The sequence below is a fragment of the Pseudomonas sp. TE6288 genome (genome assembly GCF_054062095.1).
In genome coordinates this window covers 153245-169676 of sequence record NZ_JBSSEW010000011.1, presented here as the reverse complement: position 1 = coordinate 169676, position 16432 = coordinate 153245, and the positions used below count along the sequence as shown (strand labels likewise).

13 protein-coding genes and 1 pseudogene are annotated in these 16432 nt (G+C 63.5%); 13 read left to right on the top strand and 1 reads right to left on the bottom strand.

The genetic code is table 11. From position 1 onward, the window contains the following. The first annotated feature begins 6 nt into the window (after positions 1 to 6). Positions 7 to 618, top strand: coding sequence for a trimeric intracellular cation channel family protein (locus ACVWY1_RS13575; protein ID WP_023630647.1), 612 nt, complete (start codon positions 7 to 9; stop codon positions 616 to 618). Between the two features lie 886 nt (positions 619 to 1504). On the opposite strand, the gene queG is transcribed toward ACVWY1_RS13575, so the two are convergent. Further along, positions 1505 to 2569, bottom strand: a complete 1065-nt coding sequence (queG, locus tag ACVWY1_RS13570; protein ID WP_277502176.1) for a tRNA epoxyqueuosine(34) reductase QueG — start codon at positions 2567 to 2569, stop codon at positions 1505 to 1507. Positions 2570 to 2633: 64 nt separating this feature from the next. Between queG and ACVWY1_RS13565 the strand changes: the two genes are divergently transcribed. From ACVWY1_RS13565 to ACVWY1_RS13510, 12 genes and pseudogenes are all read left to right on the top strand, one after another. Continuing rightward, positions 2634 to 3485, top strand: coding sequence for an NAD(P)H-hydrate dehydratase (locus ACVWY1_RS13565; RefSeq protein WP_214500921.1), 852 nt, complete (start codon positions 2634 to 2636; stop codon positions 3483 to 3485). Then, a complete protein-coding gene (gene tsaE, locus ACVWY1_RS13560) occupies positions 3473 to 3946 on the top strand; it encodes a tRNA (adenosine(37)-N6)-threonylcarbamoyltransferase complex ATPase subunit type 1 TsaE (protein WP_139673831.1) in 474 nt (157 codons plus the stop codon). Before ACVWY1_RS13565 ends, tsaE begins: the two co-directional genes overlap by 13 nt. Positions 3947 to 3958: 12 nt before the next feature. Continuing rightward, positions 3959 to 5389 (top strand): N-acetylmuramoyl-L-alanine amidase, encoded by a 1431-nt coding sequence (locus ACVWY1_RS13555; RefSeq protein WP_102683933.1) that lies wholly within the window; start codon positions 3959 to 3961, stop codon positions 5387 to 5389. Then, the gene (gene mutL, locus ACVWY1_RS13550; RefSeq protein ID WP_277502175.1) at positions 5386 to 7284 is read left to right on the top strand and encodes a DNA mismatch repair endonuclease MutL; all 1899 of its coding nucleotides are present in this window, start codon (positions 5386 to 5388) and stop codon (positions 7282 to 7284) included. The genes ACVWY1_RS13555 and mutL overlap by 4 nt, the downstream gene beginning before the upstream one ends. Before the next feature lies 1 nt (position 7285). Next, positions 7286 to 8257: a tRNA (adenosine(37)-N6)-dimethylallyltransferase MiaA gene (gene miaA / locus ACVWY1_RS13545; protein WP_102683935.1), complete on the top strand. Its 972-nt coding sequence runs from the start codon at positions 7286 to 7288 to the stop codon at positions 8255 to 8257. A 94-nt stretch (positions 8258 to 8351) separates the two neighbouring features. Beyond that, on the top strand, positions 8352 to 8612 hold the full coding sequence (gene hfq, locus ACVWY1_RS13540) for an RNA chaperone Hfq (RefSeq protein WP_023629894.1): 261 nt from the start codon (positions 8352 to 8354) through the stop codon (positions 8610 to 8612). A gap of 18 nt (positions 8613 to 8630) precedes the next feature. Next, positions 8631 to 9932, top strand: coding sequence for a ribosome rescue GTPase HflX (gene hflX, locus ACVWY1_RS13535; protein WP_457378395.1), 1302 nt, complete (start codon positions 8631 to 8633; stop codon positions 9930 to 9932). Positions 9933 to 10028: 96 nt separating this feature from the next. Next, on the top strand, positions 10029 to 11213 hold the full coding sequence (gene hflK / locus ACVWY1_RS13530; protein ID WP_102683937.1) for an FtsH protease activity modulator HflK: 1185 nt from the start codon (positions 10029 to 10031) through the stop codon (positions 11211 to 11213). After that, a complete protein-coding gene (gene hflC, locus ACVWY1_RS13525; protein ID WP_023629896.1) occupies positions 11213 to 12082 on the top strand; it encodes a protease modulator HflC in 870 nt (289 codons plus the stop codon). Before hflK ends, hflC begins: the two co-directional genes overlap by 1 nt. A gap of 293 nt (positions 12083 to 12375) precedes the next feature. After that, positions 12376 to 13563 carry an ATP phosphoribosyltransferase regulatory subunit gene (locus ACVWY1_RS13520; RefSeq protein ID WP_102683938.1) on the top strand — a complete coding sequence of 396 codons (1188 nt, stop codon included), beginning with the start codon at positions 12376 to 12378 and terminating at the stop codon, positions 13561 to 13563. A gap of 55 nt (positions 13564 to 13618) precedes the next feature. Then, on the top strand, positions 13619 to 14911 hold the full coding sequence (locus ACVWY1_RS13515; RefSeq protein ID WP_028688256.1) for an adenylosuccinate synthase: 1293 nt from the start codon (positions 13619 to 13621) through the stop codon (positions 14909 to 14911). Between the two features lie 578 nt (positions 14912 to 15489). Beyond that, positions 15490 to 16182, top strand: a pseudogene (locus ACVWY1_RS13510) (methyl-accepting chemotaxis protein); the annotation flags it as partial. Between the last annotated feature and the right edge of the window lie 250 nt (positions 16183 to 16432).

The window sequence follows — 16432 nt, the reverse complement described above, 5'->3', positions numbered from 1 at the left end:
TGCACCATGTTGCTGATGCTCTATCTCATCGCCATCACCGCCGAAGCCATGACCGGCGCCCTGTCCGCTGGCCGCCGTGGCATGGACTGGTTCGGCGTGGTGCTGATCGCCTGCGTGACTGCGCTGGGTGGCGGCTCAGTGCGTGATGTGCTGCTCGGGCACTACCCGCTGACCTGGGTGAAGCATCCCGAGTACCTGGTGCTGACCAGCTTCGCGGCGCTGCTGACCATCTTCATCGCGCCCTTGATGCGCCACCTGCGGTCGCTGTTCCTGGTGCTCGACGCCCTGGGTCTCGTGGCGTTCACCCTGATCGGCTGCATGACCGCGCTGGAGATGGGGCAGGGGTTCCTTGTCGCCTCCATCAGCGGGGTGATTACCGGGGTGTTTGGCGGCATCCTGCGGGACATCTTCTGCAATGATATTCCGTTGGTGTTTCGGCGTGAGCTGTATGCCAGTGTTTCGTTCGCGGCGGCTTGGTTCTATCTGGGGTGCGTTTACTTCAAGGTGCCGGCGGAGCAGGCCATGCTGCTGACACTGTTTGGCGGTTTTCTGGTGCGGTTGTTGGCGATTCGGTTTCATTGGGAGATGCCGAAGTTTCATTACAATGATCAGCAATAGCGAATTTTTGCGGCGCAGCCACTATATTCAGAATTGTTCTGGCAGGGCTGTAGCTGTAGTCATATAGCCATTGTTCAGAAGAGTTGCTTGCTCTTGCTCTTGCTCTGCTTTTGCTTCTAAGTGCGCGATAGTTCAGGCGACACAAATTGCGACTTCAGGAGGCCGAACGGAGGGCTTGCGCAGGGAGGTGACGGGCATGGATGCCCGTCAAGCGCCGATCAGGCCATGGATGGCCCGTCGGCGCGTCCTCCCGGAGCGAGCCCGGAGTGAGGGGACCCCGGAGCGAAGCGTAGGGGCCGGATGAATGGAGCGGGCGGTTTTTGCCTTCTTTTGCCCGCGTGCAAAAGAAGGTCGCCGTAAAGGCGAAAAGGTGAGTGTGCGTCGACATGGCGAATGAATGCGCATATAACTTTTAAAACACACGCTGTGTAAATCAAAGTCAAAGTCAAAGTCAAAGTCAAAGTCAAAGTCAAAGTCAAATGCGATTGGTGTGGGTTTTTACAGTTGTAAGCGCATTCATTTGCTATAATGACGCATAGTCACCCTTTCGCCACCCGGCGAGTCACTTTTTGTCAAACGCGACAAAAAGTAACCAAAAAACGCTGCGCTCCATTCATCCGGCCCTCCGCTTCGCTCCGGGTTCCCTCACTCCGGCCTTGCTCCCGGGAGGACCGCGCTGAACGCCCCATCCTGGGGCGCAGCGCTTGACGGGCATCCATGCCCGTCACCTCCCTCCGCAAGACCTGCGTTCGGCCTCCTGAAGTCGCGAAGTTACGGGCGGCGCCTGCACTGGCGCAGCTGGCGCTCGCGGGCTATGGGGTTGACCTTTTGATCGCCAAAGGCAAAGGCAAAGGCAAAGGCAAAGGCAAAGGCGAAGCAGCGAGCTTCAAAGGGCGTTGTGGCGAGCCAGGGCCCATTCCACGTGTTCGCGTACCAGTTCCGAAGGATCATTCCTACGCGCATTGAGCGCCTCCAGCACGGGGATGGTCGACGGTGCGTTGCCAAGCCCTACCGCGAGGTTGCGCAGGAAGCGTTCATACCCCGCCCGGCGCAGTGGCGAGCCTTCGGTGCAGCCGAGAAAACGCTTTTCATCCCACAGGAACAATTCGGCCAACTCGATATTGTCCAGCCCCCGGCGGGGCATGAAGTCGTCTTCGGTCGTGGTCTTGGCGAAACGGTTCCACGGGCAGACGATCTGGCAATCGTCGCAACCAAACACCCGATTGCCGATCAGTGGGCGCAGTTCCAGTGGAATGGCCCCGCGCAACTCGATGGTCAGGTACGAGATGCAGCGCCGGGCATCGAGCTGATAGGGCCCGACGAACGCCTGGGTCGGACAGATGTCCAGGCAGGCCTGGCAACGCCCGCAATGATCGCTGCCCTGCACGCCGTCGATCGGCAGCGGCAAGTCGACGAACAACTCGGCGAGGAAGAAATAGCTGCCCGCCTTGCGGTTGAGCAGCAGGGTGTTCTTGCCAATCCAGCCAAGGCCAGCCTCCTGGGCCAGGGCTTTCTCCAGCACCGGAGCGCTGTCGACGAAGGCGCGGTAGCCGAACGGGCCGATGGCTTCCTGGATGCGGTCGGCGAAGTGCTGCACACGCTTGCGCACCAGCTTGTGGTAGTCGCGGCCCAGGGCGTAGCGCGAGATGTAGGCTTTTTCCGGCTCTGCCAGGCGCTTGGCCATTTGCGTGTCGCCGGGCAGGTAGTCCATGCGCAGCGAGATCACCCGCAACGTGCCGGGGATCAGCTCGGCCGGGCGCGAGCGCTTGTTGCCATGCTCGCCCATGTACTCCATTTCGCCGTTGTAGCCTGCCGCCAGCCAGCGCTGCAGATGCTGTTCGTGCTCGCCAAGGTCGACACCGGCGATGCCGACATGGGCAAAACCGAGTTCGCGGCCCCAATCCTTGATCGATTGGGCCAATGTGGCGATGTCTGGAAGGTCGGCGGACATGGATGAACAAGCATTACAAGCGGAGGTGCGTATAATTCTGCCAGACATCGGAGCCTTTGACCCCATGCCTCAGACCAAACACCCCCCATTACCGCTCAGCAGCCTGACCTTGGCCAGGCTGCCGCCACGTGCCGCTGATGCCCACAAGGGCGATTTCGGCCATGTGCTGGTGGTCGGCGGCGACCTGGGCACAGGCGGCGCGGTGATGCTCAGTGGCGAGGCGGCGTTGCGTTGCGGCGCCGGCCTGGTCAGCGTGGCCACCCGCCCCGAACACGTAGCTGCGGGGCTGACGCGCCTGCCCGAGACCATGTGGATGGGCGTGAGCTCGGCCAACCAACTGATGGCGTTGCTCGAGCGTGCCACGGTGCTGGTGGTCGGCCCTGGCCTCGGCCAGGCCGGTTGGGGGCGCAGCCTGTTGTCGGCGGTGGCCAATGCCCACCGGCCACAGGTGTGGGACGCCGATGCGCTCAACTTGCTGGCGCGCACGCCACTGGCACTGCCCAGCGGTAGCATTCTCACCCCGCACCCCGGCGAGGCCGCGCGCCTGCTGGGGATTTCCACCGAGGCGGTGCAGGCCGACCGGCCGGGGGCGGCGCGCAAGCTGGCGCGTCGCTACGCCAGCGTCTGCGTGCTCAAGGGCGCCGGCACGTTGGTGGCCGACCCTGGCGGGCAACTGGCGGTTTGCGGCCGTGGGCACCCAGCCATGGCTGGTGCCGGATTGGGCGATGTGTTGACAGGCGTGCTCGCAGCCTTGCTGGCCCAGGGGCTGGACGCCTGGCAGGCCGCGTGCCTGGGGGTGTGGCTGCATGCCTGCGCCGGCGAGCGGCTGGGTGTCAAAGGTAGAGGGCTGGCGGCCAGTGATCTGGTGCCGGTCATTAGAGCGTTATTGGAGGAGCATTCAGCGTGTCAGGCATAACCCTGTTTCTGGGCGACGAGGACGCCACCGTCGCCTTTGGCGCGAAACTGGCCGAAGTGACCAAAGGTCATGGTGTGATTTTTCTCGAGGGCGACCTGGGGGCAGGCAAAACCACCCTGTCCCGCGGGCTGATTCGTGGCCTGGGTCATACCGGCCCGGTAAAAAGTCCGACATTTACCGTGGTTGAACCCTACGAGATTGGTGAGGTTCGCGCCTTCCATTTCGACCTCTATCGCCTGGTCGACCCGGAGGAGCTTGAATTCATGGGCATTCGCGATTATTTCGAGGGCGATGCATTGTGCCTGTTCGAATGGCCCGATAAAGGTGCGGGCGTTTTGCCAAAGCCCGACCTGACCATTACCATAAGCCCGCAAGCGGGCGGACGTTCGCTTAACCTGTCGCCGCAAGGGGCTCGCGGCGAAGCCTGGTGTGCCGTTCTGGCCAAAGAATTCATACAGTAAGTGGGGAAAGGTATGCGCATACGCGCACTGGTCGCTGTTGTTGGGCTGCTGCTGACCGCGGTGACCGTTGACGCTCTGGCCGTCACTCAAGTCAAGAGCATGCGCCTGTGGCGCGCTCCGGACAATACGCGGCTGGTCTTCGACCTGTCCGGGCCTGTGCAGCACAGCGTCTTCACCCTCACCGCTCCTGATCGCCTGGTGATCGACATCAACGGTGCCACCCTGGGGGCGCCGCTGAACGTCTCCACGTCGAACACGCCAATCACCAGTGTGCGTTCGGCCCAGCGCACGCCCACCGACCTGCGCGTGGTGGTCGACCTGAAGAAAGCCGTGTCGCCGAAGAGCTTCACCCTGGCGCCGAACGCCCAGTACGGCAATCGCCTGGTGGTCGACCTGTACGATCAGGAAGCTGACGCCATCGCCGCCAGCAACCCGACACCGCCCCCGACACCGCAGCCACCGGCCACCACGCCGGCGGTGCCTGTCACCCCGGCGCAACCGGCGATCAAGCTGCCGCCAGCACCGAGTGGCAAGCGTGACATCGTGGTCGCCATCGACGCCGGTCACGGCGGCGAAGACCCGGGCGCGTCCGGCTCGCGTGGCCAGCACGAGAAAGACATCGTGCTGGATATCGCCAAGGAACTGCAGCGCCAGATCAACTCCGAGAAGGGTTACCGCGCCGAGCTGACCCGCACCGGTGACTACTTCATCCCGCTGCGCAAGCGCACCGAGATCGCCCGCAAGAAGGGCGCCGATCTGTTTGTCTCGATTCACGCCGACGCCGCGCCGTCGAAGGCTGCCTTTGGCGCTTCGGTGTTCGCCCTGTCCGACCGTGGCGCAACCTCCGAGACCGCCCGCTGGCTGGCCGACACGGAAAACCGCTCCGACCTGATCGGCGGCGCCGGCAACGTCAGCCTCGACGACAAGGACCGCATGCTGGCCGGGGTGCTGCTCGACCTGTCGATGACCGCCACCCTCAGTTCCAGCCTCAATGTCGGGCAGAAGGTGCTGGGCAATATGGGCCGGGTCACGCCGTTGCACAAACAACGGGTGGAACAGGCCGGGTTCATGGTGCTGAAGTCGCCGGATATCCCATCGATCCTTGTTGAAACCGGGTTCATCTCCAACGCCAACGAGGCGGCCAAGCTGGCTACCCGTAGCCATCAGCAGGCCTTGGCACGTTCGATTCATACCGGTGTGCGTCAATTCTTCCAGCAGAACCCGCCGCCTGGCACTTACATCGCCTGGCTGCGCGACAGTGGCAAGATCGTCCAGGGCCCGCGTGAACACACCGTGCGCCCCGGCGAGACGCTGGCGATGATTGCGGTGCGTTACCAGGTCAGCGTGGCTGGCCTGCGCAGTAGCAACAACCTGAAGACCGACGAGCTCAAGGTTGGCCAGCACCTTGACATCCCCACCACCGCCCTGGCGTCCCAGCAATGAGTGGCGGCTCGCGTATCCAGCTGCTCAGCCCGCGGCTGGCGAACCAGATCGCCGCCGGCGAGGTAGTCGAGCGCCCCGCCTCGGTGGCCAAGGAATTGCTGGAGAACAGCCTCGACTCCGGTGCTCGGCGCATCGAGGTCGAGGTCGAACAGGGCGGCGTGAAGTTGCTGCGGGTGCGCGACAACGGCGGTGGCATTGCCCCCGATGACCTGCCGCTGGCGCTGGCCCGCCACGCCACCAGCAAGATCCGCGAATTGGAAGACCTTGAAGGCGTGCTCAGCCTGGGCTTTCGCGGCGAGGCCCTGGCATCGATCAGCTCGGTGGCGCGCCTGACCCTTACCTCGCGTACCGCCGATGCCAGCGAAGCCTGGCAAGTGGAAACCGAGGGGCGCGACATGACCCCGCGGGTGCAGCCTGCCGCGCATCCGGTCGGCACCTCCGTCGAAGTGCGTGATCTGTTCTTCAATACCCCGGCGCGACGCAAGTTTCTCAAGGCCGAAAAGACCGAATTCGATCATCTGCAGGAAGTGATCCGGCGCCTGGCGCTGGCGCGTTTCGACGTCGGTTTTCACCTGCGGCACAACGGCAAGACCATCTTCAGCCTGCACGAGGCCGCCGACGAAACGGCCCGGGCGCGGCGGGTCGGCACCATCTGCGGCCCGGGCTTTCTCGAGCAGGCGCTGCCCATTGATGTCGAGCGCAACGGCCTGCGACTGTGGGGCTGGGTCGGTCTGCCGACCTTCTCGCGCAGCCAGGCCGATCTGCAGTATTTCTTCGTCAATGGCCGGGCCGTGCGCGACAAGCTGGTAGCCCATGCGGTGCGCCAGGCCTATCGCGACGTACTGTTCAATGGCCGGCACCCGACCTTCGTGCTGTTTCTCGAGTGCGACCCGGCCGGCGTTGATGTCAACGTCCACCCGACCAAGCACGAGGTGCGCTTCCGCGAAGGGCGCATGGTTCATGACTTCCTCTATGGCACCTTGCACCGCGCCCTGGCCGATGTGCGCCCGGAAGACCAGCTTGCGGCACCGGCGGCCACCGACGAACTGGTCCGCCCCAGCGGCTTGCAGGCCGGCGAGTTCGGCCCCCAAGGCGAAATGCGCCTGGCCTCGCCAGTGCTCGAGCAGCCTCAGGGCGAGCAGCGGGGGTTCGCTTCGAGCGGCTCGGGCGCGGGCTATCAGTACCAGTACACGCCTAGGCCCTCCCAGCCGCTGAATGCCGGCGAGGCCCAGGCGGCCTACCGTGAATTCTACGCCCCCCTGGACAATGCCGCCGCCGCGCCGAGCGCGTTGCCGGAAAGCCAAGGCGATATCCCACCGCTGGGCTACGCCCTGGCGCAGCTCAAGGGGATCTATATCCTCGCCGAGAACGCCCTCGGCCTGGTGCTGGTGGATATGCACGCTGCCCATGAACGGATCATGTACGAGCGGCTGAAGGTGGCGATGGCCAGTGAAGGCTTGAGCGGCCAGCCGTTGCTGGTGCCCGAGTCGCTGGCGTTGAGCCAGCGCGAAGCCGACTGCGCCGAGGAACATGCCCAATGGTTCCAGCGCCTGGGCTTCGAGCTGCAGCGCCTGGGCCCGGAAACCCTGGCGATCCGCCAGATCCCGGCCCTGCTCAAGCAGGCCGAGGCCAATCGCCTGGTGCAGGATGTGCTGGCCGACCTCATGGAGTACGGCACCAGTGATCGTATCCAGGCGCACTTGAACGAACTGCTGGGGACCATGGCTTGCCATGGCGCGGTGCGGGCCAACCGGCGCCTGGCCATCCCCGAGATGAACGCCTTGCTGCGCGACATGGAGAACACCGAGCGCAGCGGCCAGTGCAACCACGGCCGACCGACCTGGACCCAGATGGGCCTGGACGATCTGGACAAGCTGTTCCTGCGGGGCCGATGAAATGAGTGCCAGACCTCCGGCGATTTTCCTCATGGGCCCGACCGCGGCCGGCAAGACCGACCTGGCGATCGAGCTGACCAGCAAGCTGCCCTGCGAGCTGATCAGTGTCGACTCGGCGCTGGTCTATCGCGGCATGGACATCGGTACCGCAAAGCCCTCCAAGGAAGTGTTGGCCGCGCATCCGCACCGCCTGATCGACATTCTTGACCCCGCCGAAAGCTACTCGGCCAAGCGTTTCTGCACCGATGCTCTCCAAGCCATGGCCGAGATCACCGCGCGCGGCAAGATCCCACTGCTGGTTGGCGGCACCATGCTCTATTACAAGGCACTGGTCGATGGCCTGGCGGACATGCCGCCAGCCGATGCCATGGTGCGTGCCGAGCTGGAGGCACAGGCGCAGGCGCTCGGTTTGGCCGAATTGCACCGCCAACTGGCCGAAGTCGATCCGGAGTCGGCGGCGCGCATTCATCCGAATGACCCGCAGCGGCTGATCCGTGCGCTTGAAGTGTACAAAGTGAGTGGCGAGAGCATGACCGCCCACCGTCAGCGTCAATACGCGGAAAGTAGCGGCGCAGACGCAGGCGCGGGCGAGCATTTGCCCTATACTGTCGCCAGCCTGGCGATAGCGCCTACAGATCGTCACATTTTGCATCAGCGAATTGCGTTACGATTTTCACAGATGCTGGAACAGGGCTTTGTCGACGAGGTCCGAACGCTGCGGGCCAGAAGTGACTTGCATGCGGAGCTGCCGTCTATAAGGGCAGTGGGATATCGGCAGGTCTGGGACTACCTCGACGGCAAGCTGACTGAGAATGAGATGCGTGAACGCGGTATCATTGCCACGCGTCAGCTGGCCAAGCGGCAATTCACCTGGTTGCGCGGCTGGTCCGACGTCCACTGGCTGGATAGCCTGGCCTGCGACAATCTGTCCCGCACCTTGAAATACCTGGGGACCGTCTCCATATTGAGCTGAGTCCCTGCCAGTTGCCGTCTATTCTTGCGAAGGGGCGGCATAATTTATCGATTTTCTTGATTTTCTATTATTGATCCTTACAGGAGTGCGGCATATGTCAAAAGGGCATTCGCTACAAGACCCTTACTTGAACACCTTGAGAAAAGAAAAAGTCCCGGTTTCGATCTATCTGGTCAACGGGATCAAGCTGCAGGGCCAGATCGAATCCTTCGACCAGTTCGTCGTGCTGCTGAAAAACACCGTCAGCCAGATGGTCTACAAGCACGCCATTTCGACCGTCGTCCCCGCACGCCCGGTTCGTCTGCCAAGCCCGACCGATGGTGAGCACGGCGACAGCGAGCCAGGTAACGCTTGAAAAAAGTAGGAGCCTGCATTGTTCTTTGAGCGCCACGGTGGTGGTGAGCGAGCGCTGCTCGTTCACTTGGAAGGTCAGAACCCTGAGGCGCGCGAAGATCCGCAGGAGTTTCAGGAGCTGGCGCTGTCGGCCGGAGCCGATATCGTTTCGCTGGTAACAGTGGCGCGGCATCAGCCCACCGCCAAGTTTCTGATCGGCAGCGGCAAGGTCGAGGAGTTGCGCGACCTGGTCCATTCGGCCGAAGCCGACCTTGTGATTTTCAATCACACCCTCACGCCCAGCCAGGAACGTAACCTCGAGCGCGTCTTCGAGTGTCGCGTGCTGGACCGTACCGGGCTGATTCTCGACATTTTCGCCCAGCGGGCGCGTACTCACGAAGGCAAGCTGCAGGTCGAACTGGCCCAGCTCGAGCACATGAGCACGCGGCTGGTACGCGGTTGGACCCACCTTGAGCGGCAGAAGGGCGGTATCGGCCTGCGTGGCCCGGGTGAAACCCAGCTCGAAACCGACCGCCGCCTGCTGCGGGTGCGCCTGCGCCAGATCAAGGCACGCCTGGAGAAGGTGCGCAGCCAGCGCGAACAGGCCCGCCGTGGGCGCAAGCGCGCGGACATCCCGTCGGTGTCGCTGGTGGGCTATACCAACGCCGGCAAGTCGACCCTCTTCAATGCGCTGACCGAATCCGATGTGTATGCCGCGGACCAGTTGTTCGCCACCCTCGACCCGACCTTGCGCCGGCTCGAGCTGGCCGACCTGGGGCCGATCGTGCTGGCCGACACCGTAGGTTTCATCCGCCACCTGCCGCACAAGCTGGTCGAGGCATTTCGGGCTACGCTCGAAGAGTCGAGCAACTCTGACCTGCTGCTGCACGTGATCGATGCCCATGAGCCCGAGCGCATGGAGCAGATTGAACAGGTACTGGCGGTGCTGGGCGAGATCGGTGCCGAGAGCTTGCCGATCCTCGAGGTCTATAACAAACTCGACCTGCTCGAAGATGTCGAGCCGCAGATCCAGCGCGATGCCGATGGCAAGCCGCAGCGAGTCTGGGTATCGGCACGTGATGGACGAGGCCTGGAGCTGGTTGGCCAGGCGATTGCCGAGTTGCTGGGGGACGACCTGTATGTCGGGACCCTGTGCCTGGAGCAACGGTTTGCCCGCCTGCGCGCGCAATTCTTTGCCCTGGGTGCCGTGCAGAGTGAAGAGCATGATGAAGAAGGGCGCAGCCTGCTGAACGTGCGACTGCCCAGGGTCGAGTTGAATCGCCTGGTCAGCCGCGAAGGCATGGAGCCGCAAGTGTTTGTCGAGCAACACACTTTGCAATAAATGCCCGTCGAGGTCGCCGGGCAGCCGTGACAGGCATTCTGTAGCATTGGACGGCGCGCCGTGGGCGCGTCTTTGCTTTATCAGATGGAGAGCGCTATGGCTTGGAACGAGCCGGGTGGCAACTCGAACAATCAGGATCCCTGGGGCGGCCGCCGTAATGGTGGCGGCGGTGGTGGCGACAAGAAAGGTCCACCGGATCTGGACGAGGCCTTCCGCAAGCTGCAGGACAGCCTGAACGGCATGTTCGGCAGTGGCAAGAAACGTGGCGGCGGCGGTGACCGCAATATCGGCAAGGGTGGCGGCTATGGCCTGCTGGGCATCGGCCTGGCGGCTCTGGCGGCAATCTGGCTGTATAACGCCGTCTATGTCGTGGACGAGCAGGAGCAGGCCGTGGTGCTGCGCTTCGGCAAGTACTACGAGACCGTTGGTCCCGGCCTGAATATCTATTTCCCGCCGATCGACCGCAAGTACATGGAAAACGTGACCCGCGAGCGGGCGTACACCAAGCAGGGGCAGATGCTCACCGAAGACGAAAACATCGTCGAAGTGCCACTGACCGTGCAGTACCGCATCAGCAACCTGCAGGACTTCGTGCTCAACGTCGACCAGCCGGAAGTCAGCCTGCAGCATGCGACCGAAAGCGCCCTGCGCCACGTGGTGGGTTCCACCTCGATGGACCAGGTGCTGACCGAAGGCCGCGAGCAGATGGCGGTGGATATCCGCGAGCGCCTGCAGCGTTTCCTCGACACCTACCGCACCGGTATCACTGTCACCCAGGTCAACGTACAGAGCGCGGCAGCCCCGCGTGAAGTGCAGGAAGCCTTCGACGACGTGATCCGTGCCCGTGAGGACGAGCAGCGTGCGCGCAACCAGGCCGAGTCCTACGCCAATGGTGTGGTACCGGAGGCCCGTGGCCAGGCGCAGCGCATCATCGAGGACGCCAACGGCTACCGTGATGAAGTCATTGCCCGCGCCAAGGGTGAGGCCGATCGCTTCACCAAGTTGGTCGCCGAGTACCGCAAGGCACCGGAGGTCACGCGCCAGCGTCTGTACCTGGATACCATGCAGGAGGTCTACAGCAACTCCAGCAAGGTTCTGGTCACGGCCAAGGACGGGCAGAACAACCTGCTCTACCTGCCGTTGGACAAGATGGTCGAAGGCAGCCGTGGCAACAGTGCAGCGCCGGCCAGCAGCGTATCGCCGTCGGTCAATGACGCCGCCGCGCGTGCCGCGCAGGACCTGCAACCACAACCGCCGCTGCGTTCCAGGGAGAGCCGCTGATGAGCAATAAGTCACTGTTCGCCCTGATCGGCGCCGTGGTGCTGGCGATCGCCGCCTGGAACTGCTTCTACATCGTTTCGCAGACTGAACGCGCGGTATTGCTGCAGTTCGGCCGCGTGGTCAAGGCCGATGTCCAGCCTGGCCTGCACGTGAAGGTGCCGTACGTGAACCAGGTGCGCAAGTTCGACGCCCGCCTGATGACCCTCGACGCACCGACCCAGCGTTTCCTGACGCTGGAGAAGAAAGCGGTGATGGTCGATGCCTACGCCAAATGGCGAGTCAAGGACGCCGAGCGCTTCTATACCGCAACCTCGGGTATGAAGCAGATCGCCGACGAGCGCCTGTCGCGTCGTCTGGAGAGCGGCCTGCGTGACCAGTTTGGTAAGCGCACCCTGCACGAAGTGGTTTCCGGTGAACGTGATGCGCTGATGGCAGACATCACCGCGTCGCTGAACCGCATGGCCAGCAAGGAGCTGGGTATCGAAGTGGTCGACGTTCGCGTCAAGGCCATCGACCTGCCCAAGGAAGTCAACCGCAGCGTGTTCGACCGCATGAGCACCGAGCGCGAGCGTGAAGCCCGCGAGCATCGCGCCAAGGGTAACGAGCTGGCCGAAGGTATTCGTGCCGACGCCGATCGTCAGCGCCGAGTGCTGCTGGCCGAAGCGTACCGCGAAGCGGAAGAGACCCGTGGTGATGGCGATGCCCAGGCGGCTGCCATCTATGCCAAGGCCTACACGCAGGACGCCGATTTCTACGCGTTCTACCGTAGCCTCAAGGCCTACCGCGAAAGCTTCTCCAGCAAGAGCGATGTACTGGTCCTGGATTCGAAGAACGAGTTCTTCAGGTTCCTGGACAAGAGCAAGCCCTGATCGTGCTCTCATGAGGGATTCGCCCCGCCGGGCAGCTAAAATGCCTGGCGGGGTGCATCCTGAATGAAAAGGGGTGTATGATGAGTCAGCCGGGAAATTCCCGGCTTTTTTGCGTCTGCAAGGTTGATTGGCAAACGGCCAGTTGACGGTTTGGTCAGGTCGCAAGGCAATTCGAGGGTATTGGCTACGGTGGTTGCGCTGGGATCGGTGCTGCCCGCTGTTGTGCGTCAATGCCTGCTTTACTCACGGCTCGCCAGCTGGCTGGCCGCCCGGACCAGAGGGGAAATGGCGTAATGGCAACGGTAGACCGCTGGCTACTGCCAGATGGCATCGAGGAAGTACTGCCACCTGAGGCGGCGCGCATCGAGATCGCGCGTCGTCAGGTGTTGGACCTGTTCCAGAGTTGGGGTTACGAACTGGTCGTCACCCCGCATATCGAGTACCTGGAGTCGCTGCTCACCGGCGCCGGCCAGGACCTGGACCAGCGTACCTTCAAGGTCGTCGACCCGCAGTCCGGCCGCCTGATGGGTTTCCGTGCCGACTTCACGCCGCAGGTGGCGCGCATCGACGCCCACACCCTGCGCCGTGAAGGCCCGAGCCGCCTGTGCTATGCCGGCAGCGTGCTGCATGCGCAGCCGCGTGCCTTGTCGACCTCGCGTAGCCCGATCCAGCTGGGCGCCGAGCTGTACGGCGACGCCAGCCCTACCAGCGATGTCGAAGTCATCAGCCTGATGCTCGCCACACTGCAGCTGACCGATGTCGCCGATGTGCACATGGACCTTGGCCATGTCGGTATCTATCGCGGCCTGGCCCGTGCCGCCAACCTGTCCGGCGCGGTCGAGCAACAACTGTTCGATGCCCTGCAGCGCAAGGCCGTCGATGAAGTGCAGGCGCTGACCGCAGACCTGCCGAAGGACCTGGGCAACATGCTGCGCGCCCTGTGCGAACTGTGCGGTGGCCGTGAAGTGCTGGCCGAGGCCCGTGTGCGCCTGGGCCGTGCCCCGGCCAGCGTGCTGGCGGCGCTGGACGACCTGTTGGCGATCGCCGACCGCCTGGCTTCGCGCTACCCGGATCTGCCACTGTACTTCGACCTCGGCGAACTGCGCGGCTACCACTATCACACTGGCGTGGTGTTCGCCGTGTTCGTGCCTGGCGAAGGTCAATCGATCGCCCAGGGCGGCCGCTATGACGACATCGGCGCCGATTTTGGCCGGGCACGCCCGGCCACCGGATTCTCCACGGATTTGAAGACCCTGGTCACACTGGGGCGAGCGGAGGTCGTATTGCCTGTTGGCGGCATCTGGATGCCCGACAGCAGCGATGCGGCCCTCTGGCAGATGGTCTGCCAGTTGCGCAACGAGGGCCAGCGAGTGGTCCAGGCTTTGCCTGGCCAGCCGCTGAGTGCTGCCCTCGAGGCGGATTGTGATCGGCAATTGATTCAGCAAGACGGGCGCTGGCAGGTTCTGCCGCTGACCCATTGAGATTCTTCGCCGGCAATGGGCCGGCACCAAGTTTGCGTGAATGAGGACAAATGTAATGGGTAAGAATGTCGTCGTCCTGGGCACCCAGTGGGGTGATGAGGGCAAAGGCAAGATCGTCGATCTGCTGACCGAACATGCTGCCGCCGTCGTGCGCTACCAAGGTGGCCACAACGCGGGCCACACCCTGGTGATCAACGGTGAGAAGACTGTTCTGCACCTGATTCCGTCCGGCATCCTGCGTGAAGGCGTGCAATGCCTGATCGGCAACGGCGTGGTCGTTGCCCCGGATGCCCTGATGCGTGAAATCACCAAGCTGGAAGAGAAGGGCGTACCGGTGCGCGAGCGCCTGCGCATTTCCCCGGCTGCTCCGCTGATCCTGTCGTACCACGTGGCCCTCGACCAGGCCCGTGAAAAAGCCCGCGGCGAAGCCAAGATCGGCACCACCGGTCGTGGTATCGGCCCGGCCTACGAAGACAAGGTGGCCCGTCGCGGGCTGCGCGTCGGCGACCTGTTCCACCGTGAGCGCTTCGCCGCCAAGCTCGGTGAGCTGCTGGACTACCACAACTTCCAGCTGGTGAACTACTACAAAGAGCCGGCCATCGACTTCCAGCAGACACTGGACGAGTGCATGGCCTATGCCGAGCAGCTCAAGCCGATGATGCTCGACGTCACCGCCGAACTGCATAACCTGCGCCGCGCCGGCAAGGACATCATGTTCGAAGGCGCCCAGGGCTCGCTGCTGGACATCGACCACGGTACCTACCCGTACGTCACCAGCTCCAACACCACCGCCGGCGGCATCTCCACCGGTTCCGGCGTTGGCCCGATGTACCTGGACTACATCCTGGGCATCACCAAGGCCTACACCACCCGCGTCGGTTCCGGTCCGTTCCCGACCGAGCTGTTCGACGAGACCGGCGCCACTCTGGCCAAGCGTGGCCACGAGTTCGGCTCCACCACCGGCCGTGCCCGTCGTTGCGGCTGGTTCGATGCCGTGATCCTGCGTCGCGCCATCGACGTCAACAGCATCTCGGGCATCTGCCTGACCAAGCTGGATGTGCTGGACGGCCTGGAAACCATCAACATCTGCGTTGGCTACAAGAACGAGAACGGTGCAGTCATCGACGCGCCTTCCGATGCCGACAGCTACATCGGCCTGGAGCCGGTGTACGAAGAGATGCCAGGCTGGAGCGAGTCGACCCTGGGCGTTAAAACCCTGGAAGAGCTGCCGCAGGCCGCGCGCAACTACATCAAGCGCATCGAGGAACTGGTCGGCGCGCCGATCGATATCATCTCGACTGGCCCGGACCGCAACGAAACCATCGTGCTGCGTCATCCGTTCGCCTGATCAGCTACTCGCTAGCTGACTGAACGCCGCGCCCCCGCAAGGAGGCGCGGCGTTTTCATATGGGGTACGAAGTAGCGGCGGACTTGCCCCGCGCATGGCATCGGCGTGGGCAATTTCGCTGCCATGGATAATTACCTCATACCTTTGGCATTTATACCTGCTGTCTCAGGCACAACCCTTGCTGTAAGAAGTTTCTGTAGATGCCATCAAAGTAATGGCGCCAGAAACACGAGGGTTACAACGTGTCTGCCATCCTTTCACTGTTACGAAGCCGCCTCTTGCGGCCTGTGTTTGTTGCGCTTGGTATCGCTCTTCTGGTGCAGGTGCTGGTTGCCGTTGCACTGACGCGGAGCACGGTCACCGCCCTGGAGGCCGATTTGGGGGCGCGCCTAGGCAATGACAGCCAGAAACTGGCTGCCGAACTGGAGCAGGCCGGGGAGGATGTCCGGGCTGGGCTCGACAGCCTTTCCGTCAGTACGCGCCAGCGTTTGAGTGCGGGCCTGTCCAGCCGCCTGCAGGATGAGCAGCAGCAGTTGCGCGCAACGCTGGAGGAAAATCTCAGGGACTCGGCTCATGAAATGGCCGATCTGTTGGCTTCGGTCGCGCCACGGGCGATCTGGGACAACGACGTGCCGATGCTCTCGGACTTCGCTCGCCGTGCCCAGCGCAATCCCAATGTGCTGTTCGTGATCTACGACGATGCCCAGGGCCAGCACCTGACCCGCTACCTCAACCGGCAGAACCCGATCAACCAGGCATTGATGGAAAAGGGCCAGGGTGAGCGGGCGCTGGACAAGGTGCTGGATGCCGCGCGCAAGGATCCGTCGGTGTACTTCGTCGAAGCGTCGATCAACCCCAATGGCGCAGAGATCGGCAAGGTGCTGATGGGCGTGTCGACCGCGGGCATCGACCAGGAGCTCAAGGCCCTGGATCAGCGCTTCGCGGCCTTGATCGCCAGTGGCGAGCAACTGGTCGGGGACAGCCTGGTAGCCGCCGCCGCCGACAGTGGCAAGGCCTTGCGTGCGCGCCTGGAGACAGCCCAGCACAGCGCCACGGCCATGCAGGCCAATACCGCGCAGACCGTGCGTGATGCCGCCGCCGAGCTGCGCTGGCGCATCGGCCTGGGTCTGGTGCTGGTCGGTCTGGGTGTGCTGGTGGTGGTGGCGGTGGTGCTCGGGCGCCGCGTCCTGAGCAAGCTCGGCCTGCTGATCGCCGCGTTGAACGACCTGGCCGCCGGCGAAGGCGACCTGACCAAGCGCGTCAAGCTCGACAGCCGTGACGAGATCGGCGACATGGCCTCGGCGGTCAACCGCTTCGTCGACAAGCTGCAGCCGATCGTCCGCGAGGCCGGCGAAGTGGCGCAGCGTACCGGCGTGGAGATCGACAGCATGGCCCAGCGCAACGCCGGGGCCGATGCCGCCGCCGCGTTGCAGCGCGACGAAGTGGCTGCCAGCCTGCGCGACCTGTCGAGCATGGCTGACGAGGCCCAGGCCGAGAGCCATGCCATGCAGGCGGCATTGC

Bases quoted from the DNA above. Each gene is read 5' to 3' on its own strand.
- hflC (WP_023629896.1), top strand. From the start codon at position 11,213: ATGAGCAATAAGTCACTGTTCGCCCTGATCGGCGCCGTGGTGCTGGCG.
- mutL (WP_277502175.1), top strand. From the start codon at position 5,386: ATGAGTGGCGGCTCGCGTATCCAGCTGCTCAGCCCGCGGCTGGCGAAC.
- ACVWY1_RS13565 (WP_214500921.1), top strand. From the start codon at position 2,634: ATGCCTCAGACCAAACACCCCCCATTACCGCTCAGCAGCCTGACCTTG.
- ACVWY1_RS13515 (WP_028688256.1), top strand. From the start codon at position 13,619: ATGGGTAAGAATGTCGTCGTCCTGGGCACCCAGTGGGGTGATGAGGGC.
- ACVWY1_RS13575 (WP_023630647.1), top strand. From the start codon at position 7: ATGTTGCTGATGCTCTATCTCATCGCCATCACCGCCGAAGCCATGACC.
- hflK (WP_102683937.1), top strand. From the start codon at position 10,029: ATGGCTTGGAACGAGCCGGGTGGCAACTCGAACAATCAGGATCCCTGG.
- miaA (WP_102683935.1), top strand. From the start codon at position 7,286: ATGAGTGCCAGACCTCCGGCGATTTTCCTCATGGGCCCGACCGCGGCC.
- ACVWY1_RS13520 (WP_102683938.1), top strand. From the start codon at position 12,376: ATGGCAACGGTAGACCGCTGGCTACTGCCAGATGGCATCGAGGAAGTA.
- hfq (WP_023629894.1), top strand. From the start codon at position 8,352: ATGTCAAAAGGGCATTCGCTACAAGACCCTTACTTGAACACCTTGAGA.
- queG (WP_277502176.1), bottom strand. From the start codon at position 2,569: ATGTCCGCCGACCTTCCAGACATCGCCACATTGGCCCAATCGATCAAG.
- ACVWY1_RS13555 (WP_102683933.1), top strand. From the start codon at position 3,959: ATGCGCATACGCGCACTGGTCGCTGTTGTTGGGCTGCTGCTGACCGCG.